General features: G+C 48.1%; 31 protein-coding genes. 9 read left to right on the top strand and 22 right to left on the bottom strand.

Annotated features, from left to right (window positions below; translation table 11 throughout):
- Positions 1–49: 49 nt before the first annotated feature.
- Positions 50–811, bottom strand: a complete 762-nt coding sequence (locus KNQ13_RS10220) for a phosphotransferase (protein WP_209548263.1) — start codon at positions 809–811, stop codon at positions 50–52.
- Positions 808–1,251: an Lrp/AsnC family transcriptional regulator gene (locus KNQ13_RS10215; protein WP_209548262.1), complete on the bottom strand. Its 444-nt coding sequence runs from the start codon at positions 1,249–1,251 to the stop codon at positions 808–810. The genes KNQ13_RS10220 and KNQ13_RS10215 overlap by 4 nt, the downstream gene beginning before the upstream one ends.
- A 20-nt stretch (positions 1,252–1,271) precedes the next feature.
- Between KNQ13_RS10215 and KNQ13_RS16210 the strand changes: the two genes are divergently transcribed.
- The gene (locus tag KNQ13_RS16210; RefSeq protein ID WP_353048748.1) at positions 1,272–1,559 is read left to right on the top strand and encodes a DUF1272 domain-containing protein; all 288 of its coding nucleotides are present in this window, start codon (positions 1,272–1,274) and stop codon (positions 1,557–1,559) included.
- A gap of 47 nt (positions 1,560–1,606) precedes the next feature.
- Here the strand turns inward: KNQ13_RS16210 and KNQ13_RS10205 are convergent, their stop codons facing one another.
- Together KNQ13_RS10205 and KNQ13_RS10200 are read right to left on the bottom strand one after the other, a co-directional pair.
- A complete protein-coding gene (locus KNQ13_RS10205) occupies positions 1,607–2,071 on the bottom strand; it encodes a DUF4188 domain-containing protein (protein ID WP_209548261.1) in 465 nt (154 codons plus the stop codon).
- Positions 2,043–2,612: a PadR family transcriptional regulator gene (locus tag KNQ13_RS10200; RefSeq protein ID WP_209548260.1), complete on the bottom strand. Its 570-nt coding sequence runs from the start codon at positions 2,610–2,612 to the stop codon at positions 2,043–2,045. The genes KNQ13_RS10205 and KNQ13_RS10200 overlap by 29 nt, the downstream gene beginning before the upstream one ends.
- Before the next feature lie 204 nt (positions 2,613–2,816).
- Here KNQ13_RS10200 and KNQ13_RS10195 point away from each other — a divergent pair, with 204 nt between their 5' ends.
- Positions 2,817–3,896, top strand: coding sequence for a hypothetical protein (locus tag KNQ13_RS10195; RefSeq protein ID WP_209548259.1), 1,080 nt, complete (start codon positions 2,817–2,819; stop codon positions 3,894–3,896).
- A gap of 53 nt (positions 3,897–3,949) precedes the next feature.
- On the opposite strand, the gene KNQ13_RS10190 is transcribed toward KNQ13_RS10195, so the two are convergent.
- Positions 3,950–4,369, bottom strand: coding sequence for an SRPBCC domain-containing protein (locus KNQ13_RS10190; protein ID WP_209548258.1), 420 nt, complete (start codon positions 4,367–4,369; stop codon positions 3,950–3,952).
- Positions 4,370–4,549: 180 nt separating this feature from the next.
- The gene (locus tag KNQ13_RS16115) at positions 4,550–5,461 is read right to left on the bottom strand and encodes a methyl-accepting chemotaxis protein (protein WP_209548257.1); all 912 of its coding nucleotides are present in this window, start codon (positions 5,459–5,461) and stop codon (positions 4,550–4,552) included.
- A gap of 242 nt (positions 5,462–5,703) precedes the next feature.
- Between KNQ13_RS16115 and KNQ13_RS10180 the strand changes: the two genes are divergently transcribed.
- Together KNQ13_RS10180 and KNQ13_RS10175 are read left to right on the top strand one after the other, a co-directional pair.
- Complete coding sequence (locus tag KNQ13_RS10180) at positions 5,704–6,030, top strand: PadR family transcriptional regulator (RefSeq protein ID WP_209548256.1); 327 nt, start codon at positions 5,704–5,706, stop codon at positions 6,028–6,030.
- A complete protein-coding gene (locus KNQ13_RS10175; protein WP_209548255.1) occupies positions 6,017–6,532 on the top strand; it encodes a DUF2812 domain-containing protein in 516 nt (171 codons plus the stop codon). Before KNQ13_RS10180 ends, KNQ13_RS10175 begins: the two co-directional genes overlap by 14 nt.
- 45 nt (positions 6,533–6,577) lie before the next feature.
- On the opposite strand, the gene KNQ13_RS10170 is transcribed toward KNQ13_RS10175, so the two are convergent.
- The 4 genes from KNQ13_RS10170 to KNQ13_RS10155 are packed head-to-tail and all read right to left on the bottom strand — an operon-like array spanning position 6,578 to position 8,285.
- A complete protein-coding gene (locus KNQ13_RS10170) occupies positions 6,578–7,054 on the bottom strand; it encodes a VOC family protein (RefSeq protein WP_209548254.1) in 477 nt (158 codons plus the stop codon).
- Positions 7,051–7,872 carry a hypothetical protein gene (locus tag KNQ13_RS10165; protein WP_209548253.1) on the bottom strand — a complete coding sequence of 274 codons (822 nt, stop codon included), beginning with the start codon at positions 7,870–7,872 and terminating at the stop codon, positions 7,051–7,053. Before KNQ13_RS10165 ends, KNQ13_RS10170 begins: the two co-directional genes overlap by 4 nt.
- A gap of 18 nt (positions 7,873–7,890) precedes the next feature.
- Positions 7,891–8,070 carry a hypothetical protein gene (locus KNQ13_RS10160; RefSeq protein WP_209548252.1) on the bottom strand — a complete coding sequence of 60 codons (180 nt, stop codon included), beginning with the start codon at positions 8,068–8,070 and terminating at the stop codon, positions 7,891–7,893.
- Positions 8,071–8,096: 26 nt separating this feature from the next.
- Positions 8,097–8,285 (bottom strand): PspC domain-containing protein, encoded by a 189-nt coding sequence (locus KNQ13_RS10155; protein ID WP_012370394.1) that lies wholly within the window; start codon positions 8,283–8,285, stop codon positions 8,097–8,099.
- Between the two features lie 137 nt (positions 8,286–8,422).
- On the opposite strand from KNQ13_RS10155, the gene KNQ13_RS10150 reads away from it, so the two are divergent.
- Positions 8,423–8,638, top strand: a complete 216-nt coding sequence (locus KNQ13_RS10150) for a hypothetical protein (protein WP_251027385.1) — start codon at positions 8,423–8,425, stop codon at positions 8,636–8,638.
- Positions 8,639–8,707: 69 nt separating this feature from the next.
- Here the strand turns inward: KNQ13_RS10150 and KNQ13_RS10145 are convergent, their stop codons facing one another.
- The gene (locus KNQ13_RS10145; protein ID WP_209548251.1) at positions 8,708–10,018 is read right to left on the bottom strand and encodes a right-handed parallel beta-helix repeat-containing protein; all 1,311 of its coding nucleotides are present in this window, start codon (positions 10,016–10,018) and stop codon (positions 8,708–8,710) included.
- Between the two features lie 93 nt (positions 10,019–10,111).
- Between KNQ13_RS10145 and KNQ13_RS10140 the strand changes: the two genes are divergently transcribed.
- On the top strand, positions 10,112–10,726 hold the full coding sequence (locus KNQ13_RS10140) for a hypothetical protein (protein ID WP_209548250.1): 615 nt from the start codon (positions 10,112–10,114) through the stop codon (positions 10,724–10,726).
- A 44-nt stretch (positions 10,727–10,770) separates the two neighbouring features.
- On the opposite strand, the gene KNQ13_RS10135 is transcribed toward KNQ13_RS10140, so the two are convergent.
- The 5 genes from KNQ13_RS10135 to KNQ13_RS10115 all read right to left on the bottom strand — a co-directional run bounded on the left by KNQ13_RS10135 (position 10,771) and on the right by KNQ13_RS10115 (position 14,653).
- On the bottom strand, positions 10,771–11,274 hold the full coding sequence (locus tag KNQ13_RS10135; RefSeq protein ID WP_209548249.1) for a DUF1572 family protein: 504 nt from the start codon (positions 11,272–11,274) through the stop codon (positions 10,771–10,773).
- A 40-nt stretch (positions 11,275–11,314) separates the two neighbouring features.
- Positions 11,315–12,493 carry a hypothetical protein gene (locus KNQ13_RS10130; protein ID WP_209548248.1) on the bottom strand — a complete coding sequence of 393 codons (1,179 nt, stop codon included), beginning with the start codon at positions 12,491–12,493 and terminating at the stop codon, positions 11,315–11,317.
- A gap of 153 nt (positions 12,494–12,646) precedes the next feature.
- The gene (locus KNQ13_RS10125) at positions 12,647–13,390 is read right to left on the bottom strand and encodes an SDR family NAD(P)-dependent oxidoreductase (RefSeq protein WP_209548247.1); all 744 of its coding nucleotides are present in this window, start codon (positions 13,388–13,390) and stop codon (positions 12,647–12,649) included.
- A 22-nt stretch (positions 13,391–13,412) separates the two neighbouring features.
- The gene (locus tag KNQ13_RS10120; RefSeq protein WP_209548246.1) at positions 13,413–14,207 is read right to left on the bottom strand and encodes an SDR family NAD(P)-dependent oxidoreductase; all 795 of its coding nucleotides are present in this window, start codon (positions 14,205–14,207) and stop codon (positions 13,413–13,415) included.
- The gene (locus KNQ13_RS10115; protein ID WP_209548245.1) at positions 14,204–14,653 is read right to left on the bottom strand and encodes a MarR family winged helix-turn-helix transcriptional regulator; all 450 of its coding nucleotides are present in this window, start codon (positions 14,651–14,653) and stop codon (positions 14,204–14,206) included. Before KNQ13_RS10115 ends, KNQ13_RS10120 begins: the two co-directional genes overlap by 4 nt.
- 235 nt (positions 14,654–14,888) lie before the next feature.
- On the opposite strand from KNQ13_RS10115, the gene KNQ13_RS10110 reads away from it, so the two are divergent.
- Entirely contained in the window at positions 14,889–16,637 is a 1,749-nt protein-coding gene (locus tag KNQ13_RS10110) for a methyl-accepting chemotaxis protein (RefSeq protein ID WP_209548244.1), read from the top strand.
- Between the two features lie 110 nt (positions 16,638–16,747).
- Positions 16,748–17,149 carry a VOC family protein gene (locus tag KNQ13_RS10105; RefSeq protein WP_026831351.1) on the top strand — a complete coding sequence of 134 codons (402 nt, stop codon included), beginning with the start codon at positions 16,748–16,750 and terminating at the stop codon, positions 17,147–17,149.
- 193 nt (positions 17,150–17,342) lie between these two features.
- Here the strand turns inward: KNQ13_RS10105 and KNQ13_RS10100 are convergent, their stop codons facing one another.
- The 5 genes from KNQ13_RS10100 to KNQ13_RS10080 form a co-directional block, all read right to left on the bottom strand.
- On the bottom strand, positions 17,343–17,897 hold the full coding sequence (locus KNQ13_RS10100) for a nucleotidyltransferase family protein (protein ID WP_026831350.1): 555 nt from the start codon (positions 17,895–17,897) through the stop codon (positions 17,343–17,345).
- Between the two features lie 33 nt (positions 17,898–17,930).
- A complete protein-coding gene (locus KNQ13_RS10095) occupies positions 17,931–18,407 on the bottom strand; it encodes a hypothetical protein (protein ID WP_026831349.1) in 477 nt (158 codons plus the stop codon).
- Between the two features lie 131 nt (positions 18,408–18,538).
- Positions 18,539–19,501 (bottom strand): DMT family transporter, encoded by a 963-nt coding sequence (locus tag KNQ13_RS10090; protein WP_081809613.1) that lies wholly within the window; start codon positions 19,499–19,501, stop codon positions 18,539–18,541.
- A 106-nt stretch (positions 19,502–19,607) separates the two neighbouring features.
- Positions 19,608–20,057 carry a hypothetical protein gene (locus KNQ13_RS10085; protein ID WP_026831347.1) on the bottom strand — a complete coding sequence of 150 codons (450 nt, stop codon included), beginning with the start codon at positions 20,055–20,057 and terminating at the stop codon, positions 19,608–19,610.
- A 61-nt stretch (positions 20,058–20,118) separates the two neighbouring features.
- Positions 20,119–20,421, bottom strand: a complete 303-nt coding sequence (locus KNQ13_RS10080) for a putative quinol monooxygenase (RefSeq protein ID WP_081809612.1) — start codon at positions 20,419–20,421, stop codon at positions 20,119–20,121.
- A 119-nt stretch (positions 20,422–20,540) separates the two neighbouring features.
- Between KNQ13_RS10080 and KNQ13_RS10075 the strand changes: the two genes are divergently transcribed.
- Positions 20,541–20,888 (top strand): hypothetical protein, encoded by a 348-nt coding sequence (locus tag KNQ13_RS10075; RefSeq protein ID WP_026831345.1) that lies wholly within the window; start codon positions 20,541–20,543, stop codon positions 20,886–20,888.
- 10 nt (positions 20,889–20,898) lie between these two features.
- On the opposite strand, the gene KNQ13_RS10070 is transcribed toward KNQ13_RS10075, so the two are convergent.
- Entirely contained in the window at positions 20,899–21,219 is a 321-nt protein-coding gene (locus KNQ13_RS10070; RefSeq protein WP_026828365.1) for a hypothetical protein, read from the bottom strand.
- Positions 21,220–21,572: the final 353 nt, after the last annotated feature.

The following is a 21,572-nucleotide window of genomic DNA, read 5'->3' as shown; positions in this document are numbered from 1 at the left end:
TATTTCCTTTAAAAACTCAGGAGATAGCCATTTTTAACTACCGGATTGTTCAGCAGAACTCGTATAATCCATCATCAAAATATCGAAATGCTTCTTCTGAAATCGGTTCCGATCCGTATTCGGTGTAAAAGGCTTCGAACATCTTAGGGTCCTTCCGAAAAGATCGTGTCGCCAAGGTCTCATCATACCGAGGGTCACCAACTGTCATACCTGCTAAGTCAATGAAAGCAACGATTTTATTTTCTCGGACCAACAGATTATCGGTCGTGCAATCGCCGTGAATCCAAGTTGCCGTGATTGGCACTGGTCGCTCAGAAGAAAGCGTTGTAAGCAAGGTTTTAGAACCGCTCGTCCAACTCTGTTCGATGTAATGTTCTGCTTGGGTCAGTTGCGTATCCAGCCATACTTCTGAGGAAGTCGAGTTATCAAGCATTTGATCATGAAAATGTCTGAGAAACCGTCCGAATGAACGGATCAATGCCAATCGTTGAAACTCGGAAGCATTCGCCAGTGCCGTTGTCAACGTCTCACCGGCTATGTAAGACATCAGTAAATAATCCTGTTGCTCGTCTTCCATATAATCAATACAAGTCGGGATAATGATGTGTTGTGACTTGAACGTCTGCATCACTGTCGCTTCCTGCGCCAACCACTCGCGGTAACGGGGTAAGCTTGCCTGCTTGAGGATATAGGTGCCGTCTAACGTTTTCACATAGTAGACGATGGCTGTTCCCCCCTGCTCGGCAACGGGATGGATCGAATGAATCAAACCGACTTTTTGTTCGATTCGTTGTTTTAGAGAAACGTTCATATCAAAATCCCATCTCCGACCGTAAACGCTTTAAACGCGATGGGTGACGACAAGCGGATCCAGGTCGACGGCTTACCGTATTTCATCGAGGCATCGATAAACGTTTCCAGAGTCTCGACGGACGGCGTATACAATTTGACCATGAAGTTAAACGTCCCGGCGAGCCGGTGGCACTCGACGACATCCGGATGATCTTTGCAAAACGTGATAAACGCGTCGCATCTTGTGTCTTCGAACATCAAAATCGCCATGATGGTTTTTTCAAGCGCAACAGGATTGATGACGGCCCGGTATCCTTCGATGACACCGCGGTCCTCCAGTTTCTTAACCCGCTCGTTGACGGCAGGTGTCGACAGACCTACCGTTTTACCGAGTTCCGTCCAGGACATCCGCCCGTCTGCCTGCAACACCCGGATAATTGCGTAATCAATTTCGTCCACTTTTCAACCCTCCTAATATTATGAAGACATATCTTAAAATTACCATTCATTTTCAGGTGAAGCTACTGAAAAACAAGGAAAACCGTCTGTCTAGTCACGTTCTTCTTTCGTACAATAAAGACAGATCAAACATAAGTGAGGTGAACGACATGCAGGCAACGAACTGTACCCGCTGTGCGGAGACATTTGAAGACGGTCAGGAAACGTACCACTGTTCGCACAACTGTACTTTTTGCAAAGAGTGTACCGAGACGATGAATTCGATTTGTCAAAATTGCGGAGAAACATTAGTCCGGGTAGAACAGTAATACATACAGCAAGGGAGCGGATGATTGGAATCCGCTCCCTACTTTCGTTATTCACGTGTCGACACCTTGCGTTCTGCCAGTCGGTCCTTCGCCTGTTCCTGATGTTTCTGAATCGGACTTTCGCCGACCGCTTTCGCCAGTCCCCGCGTCGGCAGATTAACATACATCGTCTCATAGTTGCTGATTTCAAACGTCTCATGGAAAATCCCGACGGCGTTACTCGCCCGCGACGACTGATTAAACTGTTTCCACGCGGTCAGGTGACGGTTGCCGTGCGAGTAGGCAATCAAAGCGTCCGACGAACGCCAATACTGAATCAACGTGACCGACCGCCATCCGACGAGCATCTCATGCGACAACAAACCAATCTGCTGCTCATAACATTCCTCAATCATCGGAGTCATCGCCCGAACGGCCGGTAACCACTTCCGGACCGCTCGCAAACGGTTAATCCGTAAGCCGATGATAAATACGACGACGTCTTCATTTGGTGTTGCGATCACGCGTTTCATCGTCTTTTCCTCCTTCAAGTGTCTGAATCGACGCAGCACACCATTCGAGCAAGGCTTGTGTCTTCCGTTTACCGTAATCAAGCGTCAACAGCCAGTAGACGGCCTCATCGGTTTCCGGATAGGAACGGATTGATTGTTCAATCATCTCATACGTGTCTAATCGCTCCCGGAGCAGAACGGCATGCTGATCGATTTTTTGAATCGTCGTTTCTTTTGACTCATGACGGGCAAAATAGAGTTTCAGTAACAGTTCATTCCGCTGGACCGGCAGTTCGGTCGTCGGCTCCTCGACCCAACGTCCGAGTTCCGCCTCGCCGTCCGGTGTCAGAACAAACGTCTTCCGGTCATCCCCTTCTCCGGTTTCTTCAACGATTAATCCTTCCTGCGCCAACGTCTTCAACATCGGATAGACCTGTCCGAAGCTGATTTTCCAAAAGTGATTAAGGCTCGTATCAATCGTATGTTTCATTTCGTAACCGGACGTACAGCCGCTTGCCAGCAATCCTAAAATCGCATATCGTGTCATGTTTTCTTTAGGCATCGGATTCTCCTATATCTTTTAGATAGTATCTTTTAGATATATATTCCCGGTCTTTCAGTTACTAAACGAATATTCAGAATATTCATCAAGGAAACGTCATCTTACATTCTTGTAATCTCCCTTTCTTATTTAGGGTAATGAAGAAGTTTCGTTTTAAACTAAGAGAGTTTTCATTTTCTTTAAACAGAACGGGAGTTTTTCGCTATGCCTTATTTTTTGAAACTCAGCTTATTCAGCCTTGTCCTGCTGATTGCCGGATGCAGTCAACCGGAACCAACGCCCCCGGTTCCAGCACCAAAAGAATTGATCCGGAGTGAGACGTTTTCGCCGCTCGGACAAAGCAACAGTTACGATTTAACTGCTGTCTATCAACGATATCCTTACCTGTCCGGTCCGAGCTATATTGATGAAGCAGCCGTGTACTTTTATGCCTCAAGCGAAAAAGACAGTTCGATTTTCCGTTACTCGCTGACGGATCGGCGCCTGGAAAAACTCTATTCGACGAGCCAAACCATCTATAAACTGGTTGGTGTCGGACGACAATTGTTCTGGATCCGTTATCAGGACAACGGAGAGGACAGCAACTGGACACTCGAAGTGATGGATCTAGCAACCGGATCGCTTCAACAACTTGACCATGGAAGAGAACCGTCTCGTTTTTACCCGGATTTGCAGACGACAGCGACCCATGTTTCTTGGATCAAGCATATCAGTCAGAAAGATCAGACCCGGTCACTCGTCCAAAAATATGATGCGGCGACCGGGTACGTCACGACACAAAAAACACTGACAGTGAAGGAAACAGCAACCCGGAGCGGCGACTATGCCCAGTCCTTACGGGACGGCGATGCGGGGATTCTTCTTGATCAAACGACATACAAAGCGGACGAAAAGACGACCGCCTATACGACGCTTTCCGGAAAAGCAATTAATAAGACGGCGATGCCGTTTGATTTCGCCTATGGACAGCATTATCTGGCGACGGGAGCGGAAGGATCTGCGGAATTTCAAGCTCACGTGTCGAATCATACGTCCTACCGTTACAAGACACCCGAACCGTATTACCTGATTGACGGGTTTTGTTTCCTGACGCCGGATCACATCGTCTTCCGGGAAGAACGTGATCAACTTCTGTATGCGGACTTGTCCAATGGAACCGTCGTCCCGTTGACGGACAAGGAAGGCGAATACTCAAAACCGGTCTTCACCAACGGTCAGCTTGGTTACAGCGTCGTCCAGGATGATGGAACCGTATCTTTCCGCATCATTCAAGTCAACAACTGAACATGAGAAAAACCCGTTCCAGATTGGACGGGCTTTTTACTGTCTGCTCGTATTCAGTGTTGTTCCGCGTATGCCTTGAAGCGGTCAAGGATGGCCTGCCACCCGGCCTGTTGCATTTCCAGAGGATTCATCGACTCCGCCTCAAATGTTTCCACGACTTCCGTTTCCTCCCCGTTCGCCGTAAACAGTACGGTCACATGTCGTCCGTCGTCGAGCGTATAGGCAAGTTTTTCATACAAGATGACTTCTAAGTAGACGCCGGAGAAGTCAAACCCCATACTGCCGTCTTTTGCCGCCATGTGGCTGGAAAAACGGCCACCCGCCTGGACATCATTCGTCGCTTCCGTCGTATGCCAATCATCAGACGCCGCATTCCAGGCTTTAATGTGGTCCGGCTCCGTCCAGTACGTCCAGACATCTGCGACAGGACGTTTGATTACGGTCTGAATCTGAATTTCTTGAGCCTGATTCATTCGAATCACTCCTTCTTAAGTGTAGAATCTATTCTTTGTTAAGGTTCTGTTTTTGATTATGAATTCCTTCTTTGTATAACGGGACCCACCGTAGTGGAATAGATCATACACTTGATTTAAAAAGATACGCAGAAAAAACCGTCTACCTAGCACAGTAGGTAAACGGTCTGTCTCAGTTAATCAAATAATCGACGTAAACTTTTTTGCTGTCTCATTCAATTCATTTGCCGTCTGACTGACGGTCTCAAACCGTTGCAATGTCTCTTCCATGACGGAAACACTCGATGAGGCATCGGCGTTTGCCCGCGAAATCCCCTGTTGAATCCGTTCCAGCTCCTTATTCATCTGTTCCGTCGTGTTCCGGACATTGATGACAGCCAGTTCAACGAGTTTCGACAGATTACGGACTTCCATCGCGACAACGTTAAAGCCGCTTCCGTGTTCACCGGCACGGGCTGCTTCGATCGAAGCGTTCAACGACAGCAAGTTCGTTTGTGCCGCAATCTCTTTGATCGTTCCGGTGATCTTTGTGATTTCAGCTGACTGTTCCTGCAGATTTGCCAATGTTCGCAAATTTTCCTCAGCATCGTCTGCCATCTTTTCAATCGTTTGTTTCAGTTGACGGCTCTCCTGTTTTCCTTGCATGGAACGGTCATCAAGATCCGTCGCAATGCCTTCAAAAGACATGGCATATTCTTGGATCGTCTCTTGGCGACTCGTGATATCGGAGGCGATTTTGACGACGCCGACGACTTGGTTTGCTTCGTAAATCGGCATATAGGTCGCTTCTAACCAGATGGAGTCGCCGCGGGCATCAATCCGTTCGATTTTATCAGCCGAACTGAAACCACTCAACAATTTGTTCCATAATTTTTGATAGCTGTCACTGTTCGCAAACTCTGTCGTACAGAAGAGATGATGATGCATGCCAATCATCTCATCGCGTTTGTACTTCATCGTCTTCGCAAACAAGTCGTTGACATCAACAACCCGGCGTTGCGTATCAAAACGGATCATTGCGACATTTGTATTTAAGGCTTCAAGGACGTGTGTAGAGGCAAGTGTCTGATTGGTAGGTAGCGGTGTCGTCACGTAGGTAATCTCCTTCGGGTCGTATAGTACTTTGATTTTTAAAAATTGAGTAGAAAAGATATTTTTTAACAGAACGTTTTTTCGTCTGCTGTTATCATAACAAGCCATGATTTACGTGCACATCATTCTGCTCATACGTCTCAAAACATTGACCCATCGCTCAAAACAGGTCTTTTAGGAAGGTTTTTTTATCCTTTACAAATTTTTCCAATCATGTATCATTTATATCGGGAGGCGATACATTGAGGAATGATACATCAGTTTTGACCGAGAGTACGTATTATGTTTTGCTTTCGTTGACGACACCGAAGCACGGATACGCGATGATGCAACAAATCGAGCAATTAACAGACGGACGCGTCCGGATGGGACCAGGCACGATGTATGGGGTCTTAAAGAATTTACTTGAAAAAGGCTGGATCGAAATTGTCGAAGAAGCCGGTCGCCAGAAAATTTATGGTTTGACAACATCCGGCTATAAAGTATGTTTGGCAGAACGGACCCGTCTGTCGCAAGTATTACAGCATGCTGATAACTTACTTAAAGGAGCAACTGATGAAAAAATTTAAATTTTACCTAAATGATGAAGCGGAAGAACGCTGGATCAATGAGATGAGTCGACAAGGCTGGCAACTGACGAAGTTTTCTCCGTTCGTCTACACGTTTGAACGGGAAGGTACGGTCTATACATATCGTAATGAAATGATCACTCAACAGAAAAATCGTTCTGAATACTTTGCTTTTTTAGAAGAGACGGGTGTCGAAATCGTTCATGCCAATCCTTTTTGGGCTTACTACCGCAAAGCCGGAACTGAAGAAAATTTTGAATTGTTTACGGATACAGTCTCGACCCGAACTTACTTACAAAAGAAACTTCAAACGTATTGGATCACCCTGCTTTTTTTACTGATTTCGATGCTGTCTTTATTTTTAATCCCAAATATCGGACAAGAGATGACACATCCCGTGACTGCTTCGGTGACGATTGGATTCGCCTTCCTTGAAGTTCTGTTGATTGTAGCGATTTTATCAATCATCTACCGGACAAAAAAACATCTACGATTGCTCTAACAAAAAATTCCTCTTCGATTTTTCCATAAATCGAAGAGGAATTGCTTATTCTAAGGTGAAACCACGGTCATTCAAAAGAGTCTCCCATTCACTTAAGTACATATAGTCCTGGGCGCCAAGCGGATTGTCGAGCTTCGTGATGAACTCGAGACTGTTGCCGTCTGGATCATTAAAATGAATCTTCGCATGGGCATGCTGGGTAATCGGCATGACAAACGGTTCCGTTCCTTCAAAACCAAACGCCTTACGCGGTGTGAACCCGCGTTCCGTCAGCCAAGCGACCGATTCACGTAGACCGTCGAGCGAAACGTGAAACGCGATATGGCGGATCGACGGATGATACGGCAGTTCGACTTGATCCGTCTGCCAAAGACCGAGCCAACTCTGGTCCTCGACAATCCAGAGAAAAGCGATTTTTCCATCTACGATGTGATCAAGCTTCAATCCGAGTCCCGTATAAAACGCGATTGACCGCTGTAAGTCGCGGACGGGCAGATGTGCTTCATATAGGCCAAGAATCATCGCCGTTCACGTTCCTTGACGTGTCCGTTCAACGCCTCGATATAGCGGCTTGCCGAACGGGCGACGGCTGCGTTCGCATCCGTAACAATGATTTTATGAAATGCATCGTAAATCTGATTAAAACGGACGTCTTTTAAGGCAGACGCCATTTCAGCGACGGTCGCCGCCGGTAACGGAATCAGGTTCGGATAACTGTACATGAAGCTGACCCACGCCCGGTCGGCGACGACACGAATGATGTCTCCGGTCAGTAAAATCCCACGCCCTTCGTCCCCTGCCGTCCATTCGAGCACGGTCGCCCCGTCAAAGTGACCGCCGATCCGGTGTAACACTACATCGTCAGCTAATTCCAAACGGTCACCGGACCAAAAGACAATCCGCTCACTCGGCCGCGTCACCCATCCCTTGTCTGCTTCATGGATGTAAAGCGGAATTTCAAACGTTTCCGCCCACTCGACCTGGGTCGCGTAATAATGCGGATGCGATAAGGCCATCGCATCGAGCTGGCCCACTTCCTCGATGACCGCCTGATCGAGATAGGTGATGCAGTCCCAAAGAATCCGTTTTGTCCCCGCGACGAGATAAGCTGTCTGCCCGATCCCGAACTTTGGTGTCGTGACGAGACTTTGAAGTCCCGGTTGTTCTTCTGTCACGGTCGTCTGATACGTGCCGGACGAAATCATATCCGGAAGTGTCGTCCACGATTGACCATTGGGATTCACATATTGCCGTTCATCGGTGCAGATCGGGCAGATATCGTCCTGTGTTATGTTCTCATCCATCTGGACTCCGCACGTCGTACAAATTAAGTAAGTCATGTCTATTCCCCCTGCTGTTTAAGATTTTCTGACGCGTACCCAGATGATGTTGATCAGGGCAAAAATCAAAGCACCGGCCATAAATCCAAGCAGGACACTGACGTCAAAGGTACCCTTCGCTTCGTAAACAATCAGTAAACCGACGATCGCGCCAATCAAAACGCCTAACACACGAAGTGCAATCTTTCCGTTTGTCATCGTCATGCCCCCTTTGTTCATTTGTTTTACAACGTTCTTGGCGCATCCGCCATTGCGTTAGCGAGAATCATGTAGATGATTAAGTTAATCGGAAGCGGAATGACAATGAAAATCAGGCGGACGGCCAATGAAGAAATACCGAAGTGTTCCGCGAGTCCGCCGCACACTCCCTGAATCGAACGGTCTGTCGCTGATCTGCGTAATGATTGTGCCAATCGTTTCCCCTTCTTTCTTCGATTCCACGTTGGGTGATTCATCCATATGTTACAATAATTAGTATAACGTAACGGAGTCCGATTTTGCAGGGGACAGCCCTTGTGAATCGGAACCCGAAAGAAAGGACGTTGCGACGTTGGATATTTTTTATTTGATTCAGGAACGGGCGTTACCATTCTCAATTTTGGCTTTATTGATGATGGCGAGTGCCATCGTCGTGTATGTCGTTTGGAAAAAACAGGTCAGCTTGCCGCTGCCGTTGCGTATTTTTACGACTGTCGTTTGCCTGACCTGCATCGTCGGTTCGGCCGGATTGATGCTTTTCACACTGTTCGTCGGCTACAATGCCTAAAAAATACGAGTCCGTTAAACAAACAGACGTCACTTTCCCTCAAGGAGGAGAATGACGTCTGTTTTTCAATCATCGTGTGACTGCCCGCTCAAAAGCGGACGGAGTGCGGTATTCTTGATCCTGCCAAATCCAGCGCTTCGCTGTTCCATTAGCCAATCGATAGGTGTTCTGTTCGAATTGATTGCCGGAGCTTGTCTTAAAAAAGTGGGCGACAAACAGATTGTCCGGCCCTGCCGTAAACGTATTATGGTCAATCCGGTTATCGCGGACATCATGCTGGACCAGCAGTTGTCCCCCTTCGAGCCCTTTTGTATCATTGCCGATGACTTGATTGTCCGTAATCCGGACCTGCTTCGTTCCACCCCGCTTTTTATCGTATCCGCCGATTGAAACACCGGTAAACCGGTTTTGTTGGATCAGATTGCCCTGGACCGTGATGTCTTCTGCATACTTCTTCGCATGTTCACTCGTCACTTCGATGCCGATATCATTCCGCTCGACGGTATTATCTGCAATCGTCAGCCGTTTCCCGCCGTCGACGTAAATGCCGGCCGCATTGTACTCCTTGCCGTAAACCGGATTGCCGTAACTTGAACTGTCGGAGACGTGATTCCCGGCAATCGTCCCGTTCCGTGCATAATCTTCTACCGGATTCGTTGCGACCCCTTCATATCCGATCAAGTCGATGCCGATGTTATCGTTGCGTCGAACGATATTGTCCGTGACGGAAAATCCATCGATGTTACCGTTAAGTACAAGTGCTTCACTTGCCCCAAGCCGATTATCTTCGACCCGGTTGCCCCGGACAGTGATCTGCTTCAACCGACCGGTTCCATAGATCGCAATCCCGTGGGCGTTGCCGTCTTTGGCGTTCGTCTTGATCCGACGGACCTGGTTGTCGATCAATTGAATGTTTCGCCCTGTGCCGGTGACGAACATCCCGATCGGTGTCTCATTGGTTCGTGTTGTTTTGATGTCTGCGACCACCAGTCCTTGAATCGTCACGTACTGTCGATTTTCGATCCGGACAAGTGTCGTGTCCCCATCTTTCTGCTTCAGCGTCTTACCGCTTAAAACGGCTTTCTCCTGTTGGTAATTCCGGAAGACGACCGGTGCCTGTTTCGTCCCGCTGTACTTGACGGTTAACGCTTCCTGATATGTTCCTTGACGCAGATAGACCGTTGTCCCGGCTTTCGCGAGCTGACTGGCCCGTTTCAGCGTTTTCAGTGGTTGCTTGATTGAACCGGAATTCGTATCCTTGCCGGTCGGGGCGACATACAGAACTTTTTTGGCAGCTGTCGACTCCGCCGGTTCTTGATTCCAAGTCGCCGAACAGCCAAACAATCCGAGCGACAGTAAAAGAATAAAACGTTTTTTCATGTAATCCATCCTTTCTGCGATGCCTAATCTGATTGTAAATATCATCCATTCCCCTTACACTAAATGTACTTACATACAAAGGACGTGACGTGGATGTTGAAACAACTGCTTGTCTGTTCACTATCGGCACTTTTACTCGCCGGTTGCAGCTCGGAAGAAGCCGTACCAAAAAAAGTCATTCAACCGACTGAACTGCCGTTAACACTCAAACGCGATACGTCTAAAAACCCATCAGATTCGGATAAAACTGAAGCTGTTTATACCATGACCGGTCAAACCGACAAACCCCTATACCTGAACGGGATCGAGTATTTTGCGTCCGGCGAACAAAAAATCTGGTTTAGCGAAACCATCAAACCCGGTCAATATGACGGGGAAAAACTGAAACTCGGAGAAGAGTTCGATACGATAAAAGGTTACCGTTCCTACATGTATGATTTAGATGGTCTCATGCAAGAAAAATCCGAGGAGTCAGATGATTTAAAGAAAATCATGATGAGTGGCGTCGAGTTTCGGAGCAAGTCGTTTCGTCCATCTGAATATGAACTGTTGATGTTCGAGAAATCGACGATGCAAGAGACAATGGGAGGAAAATCAATGGATAGCATCGATTCTCCTGAAGACATCAAACTCAAAAAAGGCGAACGCGCTTTTACGATTTCGTTATCGACAACTCCGGTCGGCGGATCGAGTGACGATACATTATAAAAACAGACCTGTCTCTTTACGTGAAAGAGGCAGGTCTGTTTCGTTCAGTGCCGCTGATGCGGCAAGGGAATCGTTAATGGCTTGAAGTCCGGTCCGAGCAGGATCTTCATCAAAAAAATCAGCTGTCCGGTATGATAGGCATAATGCGCGAGCTGGCGTTCAATCGCGTCGACGACAAGATGCGGTTCACCGCGGATTAAAACGGTTCGTTCCAGGTCGTCCGGTGTCAAGGAAGCAAGTGTTGATTCGACGAGTTGCCAGCCGTCATTCCACAGTGTCAGTAAGGTCTCTTTATCATGACCCTGGTCGACAAACTCGGCGTCCCGGTTGCGGTCCGGCTTTTCCCCGTCCGTCGTTAAAAAATCGGTCCAGCGTGACGTCATATTGTTCGTCATATGCTGAATCAACAACGCGACGCTGTTTGTGTCCGGTGCGAGCGTCTGATGGAACTGTTCCTCGTTCAGCCAACCGAGTGCCTGCTCCGCCGGTTCGCGGACAGCCCGGAACCGTGCTTGAATTGCCGTCAAATACACCTCTTCAAAAGCCATTTCATTTCCTCCCTTTAGTGTTAATCCACCACAAATAGTGTTAATCCACCACAAAGTCCACGCCGCTTGCTCCTTCGACCGGTATCGTCCGTAACGTTTTTAAGTTGTCATTCGTGACAATCAAGCGGCCTTTTCCGGAAAGTGACGATTTACTTTCCGTGAAATATGAGGTCTTCTTATCCGGATTCCGGTACAGGTAACGGTAATAGTTACCCTCCTTCCAAAAATCAGGTCGGACCGGTTCAACCCGGAACGCTTGTCCGAATGTCCACTTAACGAGCCGTTGATCCGTATCGTTTTCACCGGTGCCAATGATTTGATAACCGGTCTGTTTGTTGATCATCCGCATCGGTTCCGTCGCCCAGTAGTTGACATCATCCAATACTGAAAAGGACTTTTGTTGCATCGTTCCGTCCATCTTCAGCCGGATCATCAAGCCGTCGGTCGTTGCAAAATACGCTGTATCTTTCGCGCCGTATAAGGCCGTATAGGCATATGGTTCGTCCACTTTTCGAATGACGCGTGATTTTCCGGTCGTCTGGTCGAGCAGGACCATTCCGGCCGCTCCTCCTTTATCATCCTCGGTACCGTTGTTGGCATAAGCAATCGTCTGATCCAGTTCAAGGATCGGTGAATCAAAGACCGGCATCAGCCGGTCTTCAATCGGATACCGTTTGTCTGTCCGGACGTTGATTAACTGAATTTTTTCCGACGGCTTCGAGGCATTCGATTCCAGCCAGACATCTTTCCCGTAGTGGGCAACAGATGTTATCGCTGTATTCGGCACCTCATGTTTTGTAAACATGCCCCGTTTTAAATTGTACGTAAAAAAGTGATCTGCTTCGATGCCATCCGGGTGATGCGCATAGATGTGCCGCGGATCCGTTCCTTTTTGCGACAGCATCATCAGATAGAAATCCGGGTCAGCAATTGCTTCTGTCTTCAGCTCTTTACCCGTTTTCGACAATGTTGTCATCAATCCCGGTTCTTGCGGATCATCCTGTGTTTCTTTAAAACGGTTAATATCGCTTCCATACAGCAGGATGACCTGACCGTCTTTCGGTGTAAACGTCACCTTCGTAAGATCCTTCGAAATAACCGGATAGGAAACGGCTTTTGGTTCCTCCGGACGTAATCCGATATACAACGCACTTACACATCCGATTACTGCTAATCCCGCAGTTCCGTAAAGCATTCGTTTCTTCCATGATTGAAGCATTTTATTCACTCATTTCATTTGTCGTTTTCACCTTCCATTGTACCGCTTTTTTTTGTAAAAAAATTCTTTTAAAACGGATTTTCATTACCAATTGACCTGTTATTCCATAAAAAAGACACTGTCGGATGGACAGCGTCTTTCATTTCATTTCAGTTATCTGGCTGTGACGCCACCGTCGACCGGAAGACCGATTCCCGAGATATGGCTCGCTTCATCTGTCGCGAGGAAGAGAACGGCATGTGCGACCTCTTCCGCCTGACCAACATGACCAAGCGGAATCACTTGTTCAAAATAATCTTTATAGGCGGTCATCGACGGGGCACTCATCTTCGTCTCGATGTAACCTGGATAGACGGCATTGACCCGGATGTTGTGCTTGCCGTAATCGACAGCCGCTGCCCGCGTCACCGCATCGATTGCGCCTTTTGATGCCGTATAACCACCGGCTCCCGCCATTCCGCTGATGGCAGAAATCGAGGCGATGTTGACGATCGATCCACCCGTTTCCTGCATCAAGTGAATCGCCTGTTGCATCCCGAGCAGGACACTGTTGACGTTGATGTTAAAAATCCGGGACCAATCGGTTTCATCCTGCTCTAAAAACGGCGTACTTAGTGCAATGCCGGCATTGTTGACCAGAACATCCAGTCGATTAAACTCCCGCTTGATCATGTCCGTGACGTCCTGCCAACTTTTGCGGGAAGAGACGTCGTGGTGTAACGCATACGCTTGACCACCTTCAAGCAGGATCTGTTTGACGACGGCACGGACGGCCTCTTCATTGATGTCGGTTGCGACGACGATGGCGCCTTCACGCGCCGCCATCAATGCCGTTGCTTCTCCCATGCCGCTTCCGGCACCGGTCACTAACATGATTTTATCTGCTAATCGATTCATTTTTATCCACTCCATTTCTGAATTATTGCTGCATCGCCAAAAAGTCCGGGCTGGTCGGATTGCCGATGTAATGTCCGCCTTCAATCTGCAGGGTTTGTCCGGTCATGAACTTTGATTCGTCCGACGCGAGATAGACGACAGCATGTCCGATATCCGCGGCCTCACCGTGATACGGAAGGGCATTGTATTTTTCGAAGGTCGCAAGCAGACTTGGACTCATGTTGGCTTTTGCCGCCGGTGTCAAAATCAGACCGGGAGCAATTGCGTTACAGCGGATTAAATCCTTCCCGTACTGCGTCGCGATATACTTCGTCAACTGGACGACGGCAGCTTTTGACGTCCCGTAAGCGGAACGGATGCTGTCGCCTGCAAAAGCCGACATCGAAGCTGTATTGATGATCGATCCGCCGCCAGCCTGTTTCATATATGGAATCGCATAACGGGCACCGAGCAAAACACTTTTGACATTGACGTTCATTAAACGGTCCCATTCCGCCAGGTCCATTGCGACGACATCGAGATCTTTTTTTAAGTTCGTCAGACCGACATTATTAAACAACACGTTAAGTTTCCCGTATGTCGCGACGGTGAACGCGACGGCCTGCTGAATCGATTCGCTTTCCGACGCATCCAGGAAAATCGCCTTTGCTTGTTTTCCTTGCTTCCGTAAATCGGCCGCCACTTCTTCCGCACCTTGGAGGTTATAATCGGCGACGACGACAGCCGCTCCCTCTTCTGCCAACAATGTTGCCGCTGATAAGCCGATGCCTGATGCACCACCCGTCACCAACGCTACTTTTCCCGCTACTCGATTCATCGTTTCACTCCGTTCTCCCGCTTTGCCCGGATATGGGTCAACAGTTTTTCATTGATCGCTAAATAAAGCCGAATCTCTTCTTCATCCAATACATCATACAGTTCAAGATACTGTTGTGTTCCAATCGCCTGGGCTTCACGTAAGACCTGTTCGCCCTGCTGCGTAATCTGCAGCAAGACTTGACGGCGGTCCTGTTCGTTATAAACCCGTTCGACCAGTTCAAGTTGAATCAGTTTTTTAGCGATGTTCGTCATCGCGCCTCCTGTAAAACCAAGTGTTTCTGCTAACTTCATCTGATTTTGAGGACCTTTTCGTTTCAGCTCACCTAACGTCAGAATCGGCGAGATGCCGATTTTGTGTGGAAAACGGGTATTCCAATCGATGATCGCTTCATTCGTCACCGCTTCGACCGTGTGGATCATTTTAAAGAGTTGATCTTGTTCCATTCGTTCAACATCCTTTCCTGCTAGCTTGATGTAATCAAATTTCCGTCTGATTCCTTATCGCATTGAATAATTTAACACTAAACTATTTAGCTGTAAACATTTTTAAGGCCCTTTATTTTAAAAGACGGTATTTGTTCAACCCCTTAACTTTATTTTGCTATATTGTCTATAATTTCTTGAAAATCTAACCGATAACGTAGATAGGCAACACGCACCATATCATCAGGAGGTTTGTATGGACACAACACGGACGCATTCCATCAGAACACGGTTATTACTTATCATCAGCTTGATTCTCATCCTTTTCTTTGTATTTAGCAGTGTGTCACTTTATCTCAATACGAAACAAACGGCCTTGTCGACGCTCAAGAAAACGGCTGAGCAGGACGCGTTACGGATTGCGAAAACCATTGACACCACCGCCTATCAAACATTCTTGACGAATCCGACGAACGATACGAACTACGACCAATTACGCGAATCGCTTGATCAGCTGCGACAGCAAAATGGGTTGCTGTATGCCTATACGGCGAAGGTCGAACAGAATCAAGTCAAGCTGTTAATCGATGGTCTACCGGTCGCTGACGCTGCGAAAATCAATGATCCGGCGACCGGTGCTGTCGCATCCGACATGAAAGAGGTCTTACAAGGCAATACGCATTCGACCGATGTCATCGATGATCCGAAGTATGGACAATACATCAGCGTTTATGTCCCGATAAAAAGTTCAACGGACGACATCATCGGGATTTTAGGTGTCGACATTGCGGCAAAAGACGTCGATGCATTGACGACGACCCTTCTGAAACAAAGTCTGCCGCTGTTCATCGGACTGTTACTTGTCTTACTTGCCGGGACGCTTGTCTCCCTCTACTACTTACTTGGCCGGAAGTTGAAGCCACTCGAAACGCTTCAATCCGTCGCCCGGATGATTGCTGACGGAAAACTTTCGCAAGCCGATCAGACGATGCAACACCTGAAGATTCCGGCAAAAGATGAAATCTATACGCTCGCCCGCTCGATTCAGCAGATGAACGAAACACTTCGCCTGATGATCGTCGACATCAAACGGACGACGGCTCTCGTCACGGACACGAGTCAGGCGATTGATGCCGGGACGACGGAAGTCCTCGACGGTTCAACGCAAATTGCCGAGACGATGTCGGAAATTGCGACCGGTACGGAAAGTCAGACGCACACGACACTCGCCTTGACCGATGAGATGACCGGCTTCTCTTCGCTCGTGCAAAAGACGACCGACGACAGTCAGCAAATCGAACAGACGGTTGAGACGATGCGTGTTGCGACGCGCGACGGACAAACGCAGATGAAACAATCCGTCATCCGGATGAACACGATTCATACGCACGTCGTCGAAGCGACGGAACAGGTCCGCCAACTGAAACAACAGTCCACCGACATCCAAGGACTGGTCACGATCATCCGTGATATCGCGGCACAAACGAACTTACTCGCACTCAATGCGGCCATCGAAGCGGCGCGCGCCGGTGAACAAGGCAAAGGATTTGCGGTCGTCGCAACCGAGGTCAAACAGTTATCGACGCATGTCGCAAGCAGTGTCAATCAGATTGCTGCAATCGTCCAGAATATCACCGGGAATTCGACGCAAATGGAAGTCCGATTCGCTGAGACCTTACAGGAGACGGTCTCCGGTCAACAGGAGATTCAAGCGACGGATGGTTCGTTCACCCAAATCGCGGAACAAGTCGGAACAGTCGCTGCGTCCGCTGCCGGAATGCGTCAACAAATGCTTGACGTCGCCAGAACCGAAGCCCGGATTCGCAATGCCCTGACGGAAATTGCTGCTGTCGCCGAAGAACATACGGCCGGCAACGAAGAAGTTGCTGCGGCGTCCGAACAGATGATTGCGACGATTACCGGACTGCATGTCCTCGTCGAGACGTTGAATGAAACATCGGCTTACTTGACTGATCAGACAGAGAAGTTTGAACTGGAATCATGAAAAACGTCCGTTTCCTAAGATAGGAAGCGGACGTTTGTTTGTGCTAAAATTTAAACCAGAATCGTTGAACATGATCCATTTCGCGATTGACTGGAAAGGACGTTATTTCATTGAAACAAATCCATCATCTCTGTATCCAGACGACTGATTACATCGCGTCAAAAACCTTTTACGAACAACTCGGATTCGAACTGGTCCAGGAGTCACCCGATTTCCATACGCGCGCCTTCAACAGTTGGCTGAAACTTGGTGACTTCTACATCGAACTCCAGACGAACAAAGCCGAAGAGACGCTGTCAGACTATACGAAACACGCAGCCGGTCCCGTCCATTTCGCATTGTATGTCGATGATTTACAGGCGGAAGTCGCACGGCTCGAACAACTCGGGATGCCGTTTTTGCCGAAACACGGCGGAAACATTTACTTCGTCGTCGATGGCCATCTCAGTAAACTGAAGGCACCGGAAGGAACGATCATCGAACTGCGGGATACTTTTACAATTCACGGATGAATGAACAAACGCTTATGCCTGGTATGTTTAGGGCATAAGCGTTTTTCCGTTACAATAGAATATCCTATCATTTGATTCCCGAGTTTTCGAGGTACGTCGTTTTCGTTTTATCCAGTTCATCCGACACCGTCTTACTATCCTTTACCCGGACATACCGGCCATCCTGCTTCTGATAGACACTTTCTTGCAGTGCTCAGCTGTTCGTTTCGAACTGGTAGGCAATCCGTAAATCACGCCGCTTATCCCAATCTTTATCAATCACCCGTTTTTGAAAGATGGCATGTTTCGGTTTTCCTTTTGAAAACAGCGGTGTCGGGCGGATCGTCCGGGTATGTAAATCTTCTGCGCCGTATGCCAAATACAACTGAAACTGTCCGTCCGTTAACTTCGCCGCAATCGCCGTCACCGTTTCCGGGAAATGGGCGATGGCGTCACACGTCGACCGGTACGGCGGCAAGTTATTTTTATGATGCATCCGGGCCTGATTTTTGACCGACCATGGCAACGGTTGCCACGATTTCAACTTCTCCTCATACTGTTTTTCGGTTGCTTCGGATGTGTCCGTTGCATCGTAATACACGACATCAATGTCCTGTTTATCTGTCAATGCCAGTCCCCAAATCAACGACCGGATATAGCCGGCGCAAATCCAGGCGTCGGGTAATCCAAGCCGATCAAGGAGTGCGAGATGTTCCATCAACGTTTCGTTTTCTTGTAACAGCTGTTCGATTTCGATGGTTCTATGCATTCCTGCTCCCCCTTGTTCAACATGATGGTTTTTTTATGCTTTCAACTTTTTCCACGTCTTCGGATACGTCCGTAACTCTTTTTTCGTCGGATACTCGGGGTCGAGTTTCTTCCCCCGCCGTTCGAGGACTGAATCCGTCATCAATAATCCGACGGCGAGCACAAGATAAATGCTGATGCTCGTGAAAAATGGCAGACTCAGATTCAATACGACCGGCAGGAACAGACTGACCAAGACGATGAAACAATAATCAATCACGTACTGGACTTGAATGATCCGCTTCATTGTCGGGTTCGGCGTCAGTGCCATATCCCGGTTGACTTCTTGTGAGTGCACCCGGGCGATCAGCACCCGGGCAACGACTAAGACAGCAAATGGCCAATAGGCGCCTCGGTTGGCAACAATCAAGATAATGCTTGTCCCGTATAATAACGTGCTCACCATCCGTTGCTTCATCAATTGCCGTTTTGCTTCTTGGATGAACTGGGTGCGTTCTTGTTTATTTTTCACGTTCTCCGCTCTTCCCTCTTCCATTATACAATTTATAGGAGATAATGAATCGTTGTATGAAAAAAATGGGGTGCTTCAAACTGAAAACGTCTCCTTTTAGGATTGATTAAATCCAAAAAGAAGACGTTTCATTACAAGCGAATCAATACGATTCCAACAATCATCAGAGCAAGACTGACCAGTTGAACACCCGTGACCGGTGTCTTCGCCGCCCCAAACAATCCGAAGCGGTCAATCAACAGACTGCCGGTCAAAAGACCGATTGTCACGATGACGACAGCAACGCCTGTTCCAACAAGCGGCACGATGACGGCGTTACCAGCAATGAACAACGCCCCGATCAAACCGCCGATCCAGATCCACCATGGTGTTGGAAGCGACCGGTCGAACTGCCACTTCGTCCGGACGATCACGTTTACAAGCAACAAGGTCACCGTGCCGACGATAAAGGAAATCAATGCTGCTTTAATGGCGGAATCGAGCACCACACCAAGATGTCCGTTGATCGCGGCTTGGGCAGCACTCATCATCCCCATGACGACACCGAGAACCCGCCAGCCATAAATCGTTGTGTCGACCGGCTTGGCCTGTTCCGGATGGCGACGTTTTGCTAACCAATCGCCCAGGGCGACCGTTCCGATGACACCGAGCAGAACAAATCCCGCGCCGAGTAGACGCGTCGACGACAGCGGTGTGACAGCGTTTGAAAACCAACCGAAGTTGTCAATCAGCAACCCCATCAGCACCTGCCCGAAAATCGGCATAATAACCGTCTGGACACCGCCGATTCGCGGGAAGAGCAGAATGTTTCCAGTTAAAAAGATGACACCGAGCACGCCGCCGATCCAAATCCAGCCCGGTTCCGACCAGACGCCCGGATTCAGACTGAAATTGCGTTCGACGAAAAGTGTCAGCAAGATCAAAAAAACCGTCCCGATGCTGAACGACAGCAGAGAGGCAAGGAACGGCGAGCCGACAATGCCGCGTAAGCGTGTGTTGACACTCGTTTGAACGGGAACGAGGATCCCGATGATTAATCCGATGATAATGGCAAGAATAAGAAGCCCTCCTTTTATACGAGTCGTTCCTATCATATGCCAGAGGCGGACAGGAAAGCGATTTGCCTGCTTATACCGTCAGTTGAACACAAGAAAAAGCATCCGGATTTCGCGGATGCTTTTTTGCAACAGATGAATTTCATTACCGGTATTCATTGCTCATCGGCTGTTCCGGGTCGGCTTGTCTAACGCGGTGATCGAAGTTAGTTTCGACGACGACTGTCATTATGATTATTACCGAACTAGCCAAATACCAATAGAACATGTGCGAATCAGAAACATCAGCCACATGAGGGATCACGAAAAGAGTCATCGCTATACTTATAAGGACAAGACTAGCAACGTAACGCAGTTGAATCCACCGTTTGGCTTGTTTCATGTTTGTTATCCGACAGATTTCGAGACACTCTTTTCCTGAAGATATACCGAAAAGAATCAAAGCGAAAACGATCAGAAAAATCGACCATATAGGCTGATCGGTTAAAAATAGGATTAGGAATCCAATCGCCGCAAAACAGGCAGATACCATTCGTACTGGTTTTATCCGCTTGCGAATGGTCTGAATGATTTGGATCCGTTCTTGTTTGTTCATTTTCTCACCTCTTGACGTTAATACGTGCTCTGACTAGAGAGGTTCCCTCTTTTTGGAAAAATCATGTTAACCCTTTACCACCGCACGGCTGATCTTCAAGCACTCGTTCGACATGCAACAGAATCGGTCGTGCCTGTTCAATCAATTGCCGTGTCGCCGGCAGTTGTAAGGATGCTAGATGAGCCGCTTGATCTGTCCAAATCTCCCGGACCATTACGGTATCAGCTTCTTCGGTCGTGCTGACGATATACTGCTTACAATCCGAGACATCCTGTAAGGACGTTGCTGCTTCTAACAGTACCTGCACCAATCGTTGTCCCTCACCTGCTTGTGTTGTAAACTTTGTCCATAATCCGTAATGCATCTTCATTTCCCCTTTCATGACAGGATGATTGCTTGTTTAAGTAAAGAATTCTGGGAACACTTGGGTAAAACGGACGTATATGAAGTAATAACTTACATAAGAATAAGGAGGATCCTCTCTTGAAAAAACGTCTGATTTTAACGACCGGTTTGTATCTCCTCGTCATGGTGATGACGATTTATGCCATCTTTTTCGAACAATCCGATTCGACTTTCCTGCTGATCATCCAACTTGGACTGTTGATCCACTTCTACTTCCAGTACCGGATGGCATACATGGTACCGGATCAGGATGTACCTGCTGCACGACTCGGCTCAAATCTGCTTCGGACTATGTTCATTTTGGCGGCTCTCGTGACGTTCTTCGCATGGAATACGGTCCCGATCCCGCTCGCAACGGCTGTCGCATTGGTACTCGCTGTCCCGACGCTTGTCTCCTACTTCCGTCTACGGACGCAGGAAAACTGACACGCACGACTTATTCACGTTCCGGCAACGAGCGGGTCCGCCCGATGAAGACGACCTGTTGTTTTGCCAGTCGAAAGACCTGATACTCGCCGCGCGGATCGGTTTTTAATTGAACGGCGACCTGATGCCTTGCCTCTTTCGAAGAAGCCGTCTTGTCATAAGCGGACCGGACCGCAATGATTGTCTCTTTGCCATATTGCTCGGCGACGTGTTTCGTCACCCGGGCCCGTACGATTTGTTCAAACGTTTCATCCTGTTCCTGCTCAAGAAAAAACCAACCGATGCCGCCGATCATTCCTAATAAGAGTAGTGCCAGTACCGTCTTTCGCATTTCGAACGCCCCGTTTCCGTTTTGTTCTCTGTAGACAGAATTCGCCGTTCATTAAAGATTTCCTGCTTTTTTGCATAAAGACCGAGATGGACAGGAATCCTTTTAAACAAGCCTTGCATCCATTCCCTTTTCGGAAATCGGATGCAAGGCTTGTTCGTTACTGCTTTAATTCTTCGGCTAAATTCTCCTGTTGGCGTCTTATCGCCAATCAGAAAAATCCGGTAATCCGGTATATACAAATCCAACAAAACAGCCCGCTGAACGTGAACTGCCCCATAAAAGTTGGACATAAAAATCCAACTTTTATGGGGTGTTTTTTATGGTCAAATATACGAAGGCGTTTAAGATCAAGG

Origin of the sequence: Exiguobacterium sp. s128 (assembly GCF_018618815.1) — a bacterium.
In the GTDB taxonomy this organism is placed as follows: Bacteria; Bacillota; Bacilli; order Exiguobacteriales; family Exiguobacteriaceae; genus Exiguobacterium_A; species Exiguobacterium_A antarcticum.
Note: the sequence above shows the minus strand (reverse complement) of the source record. Positions and strands in the feature narration are given on the sequence as shown.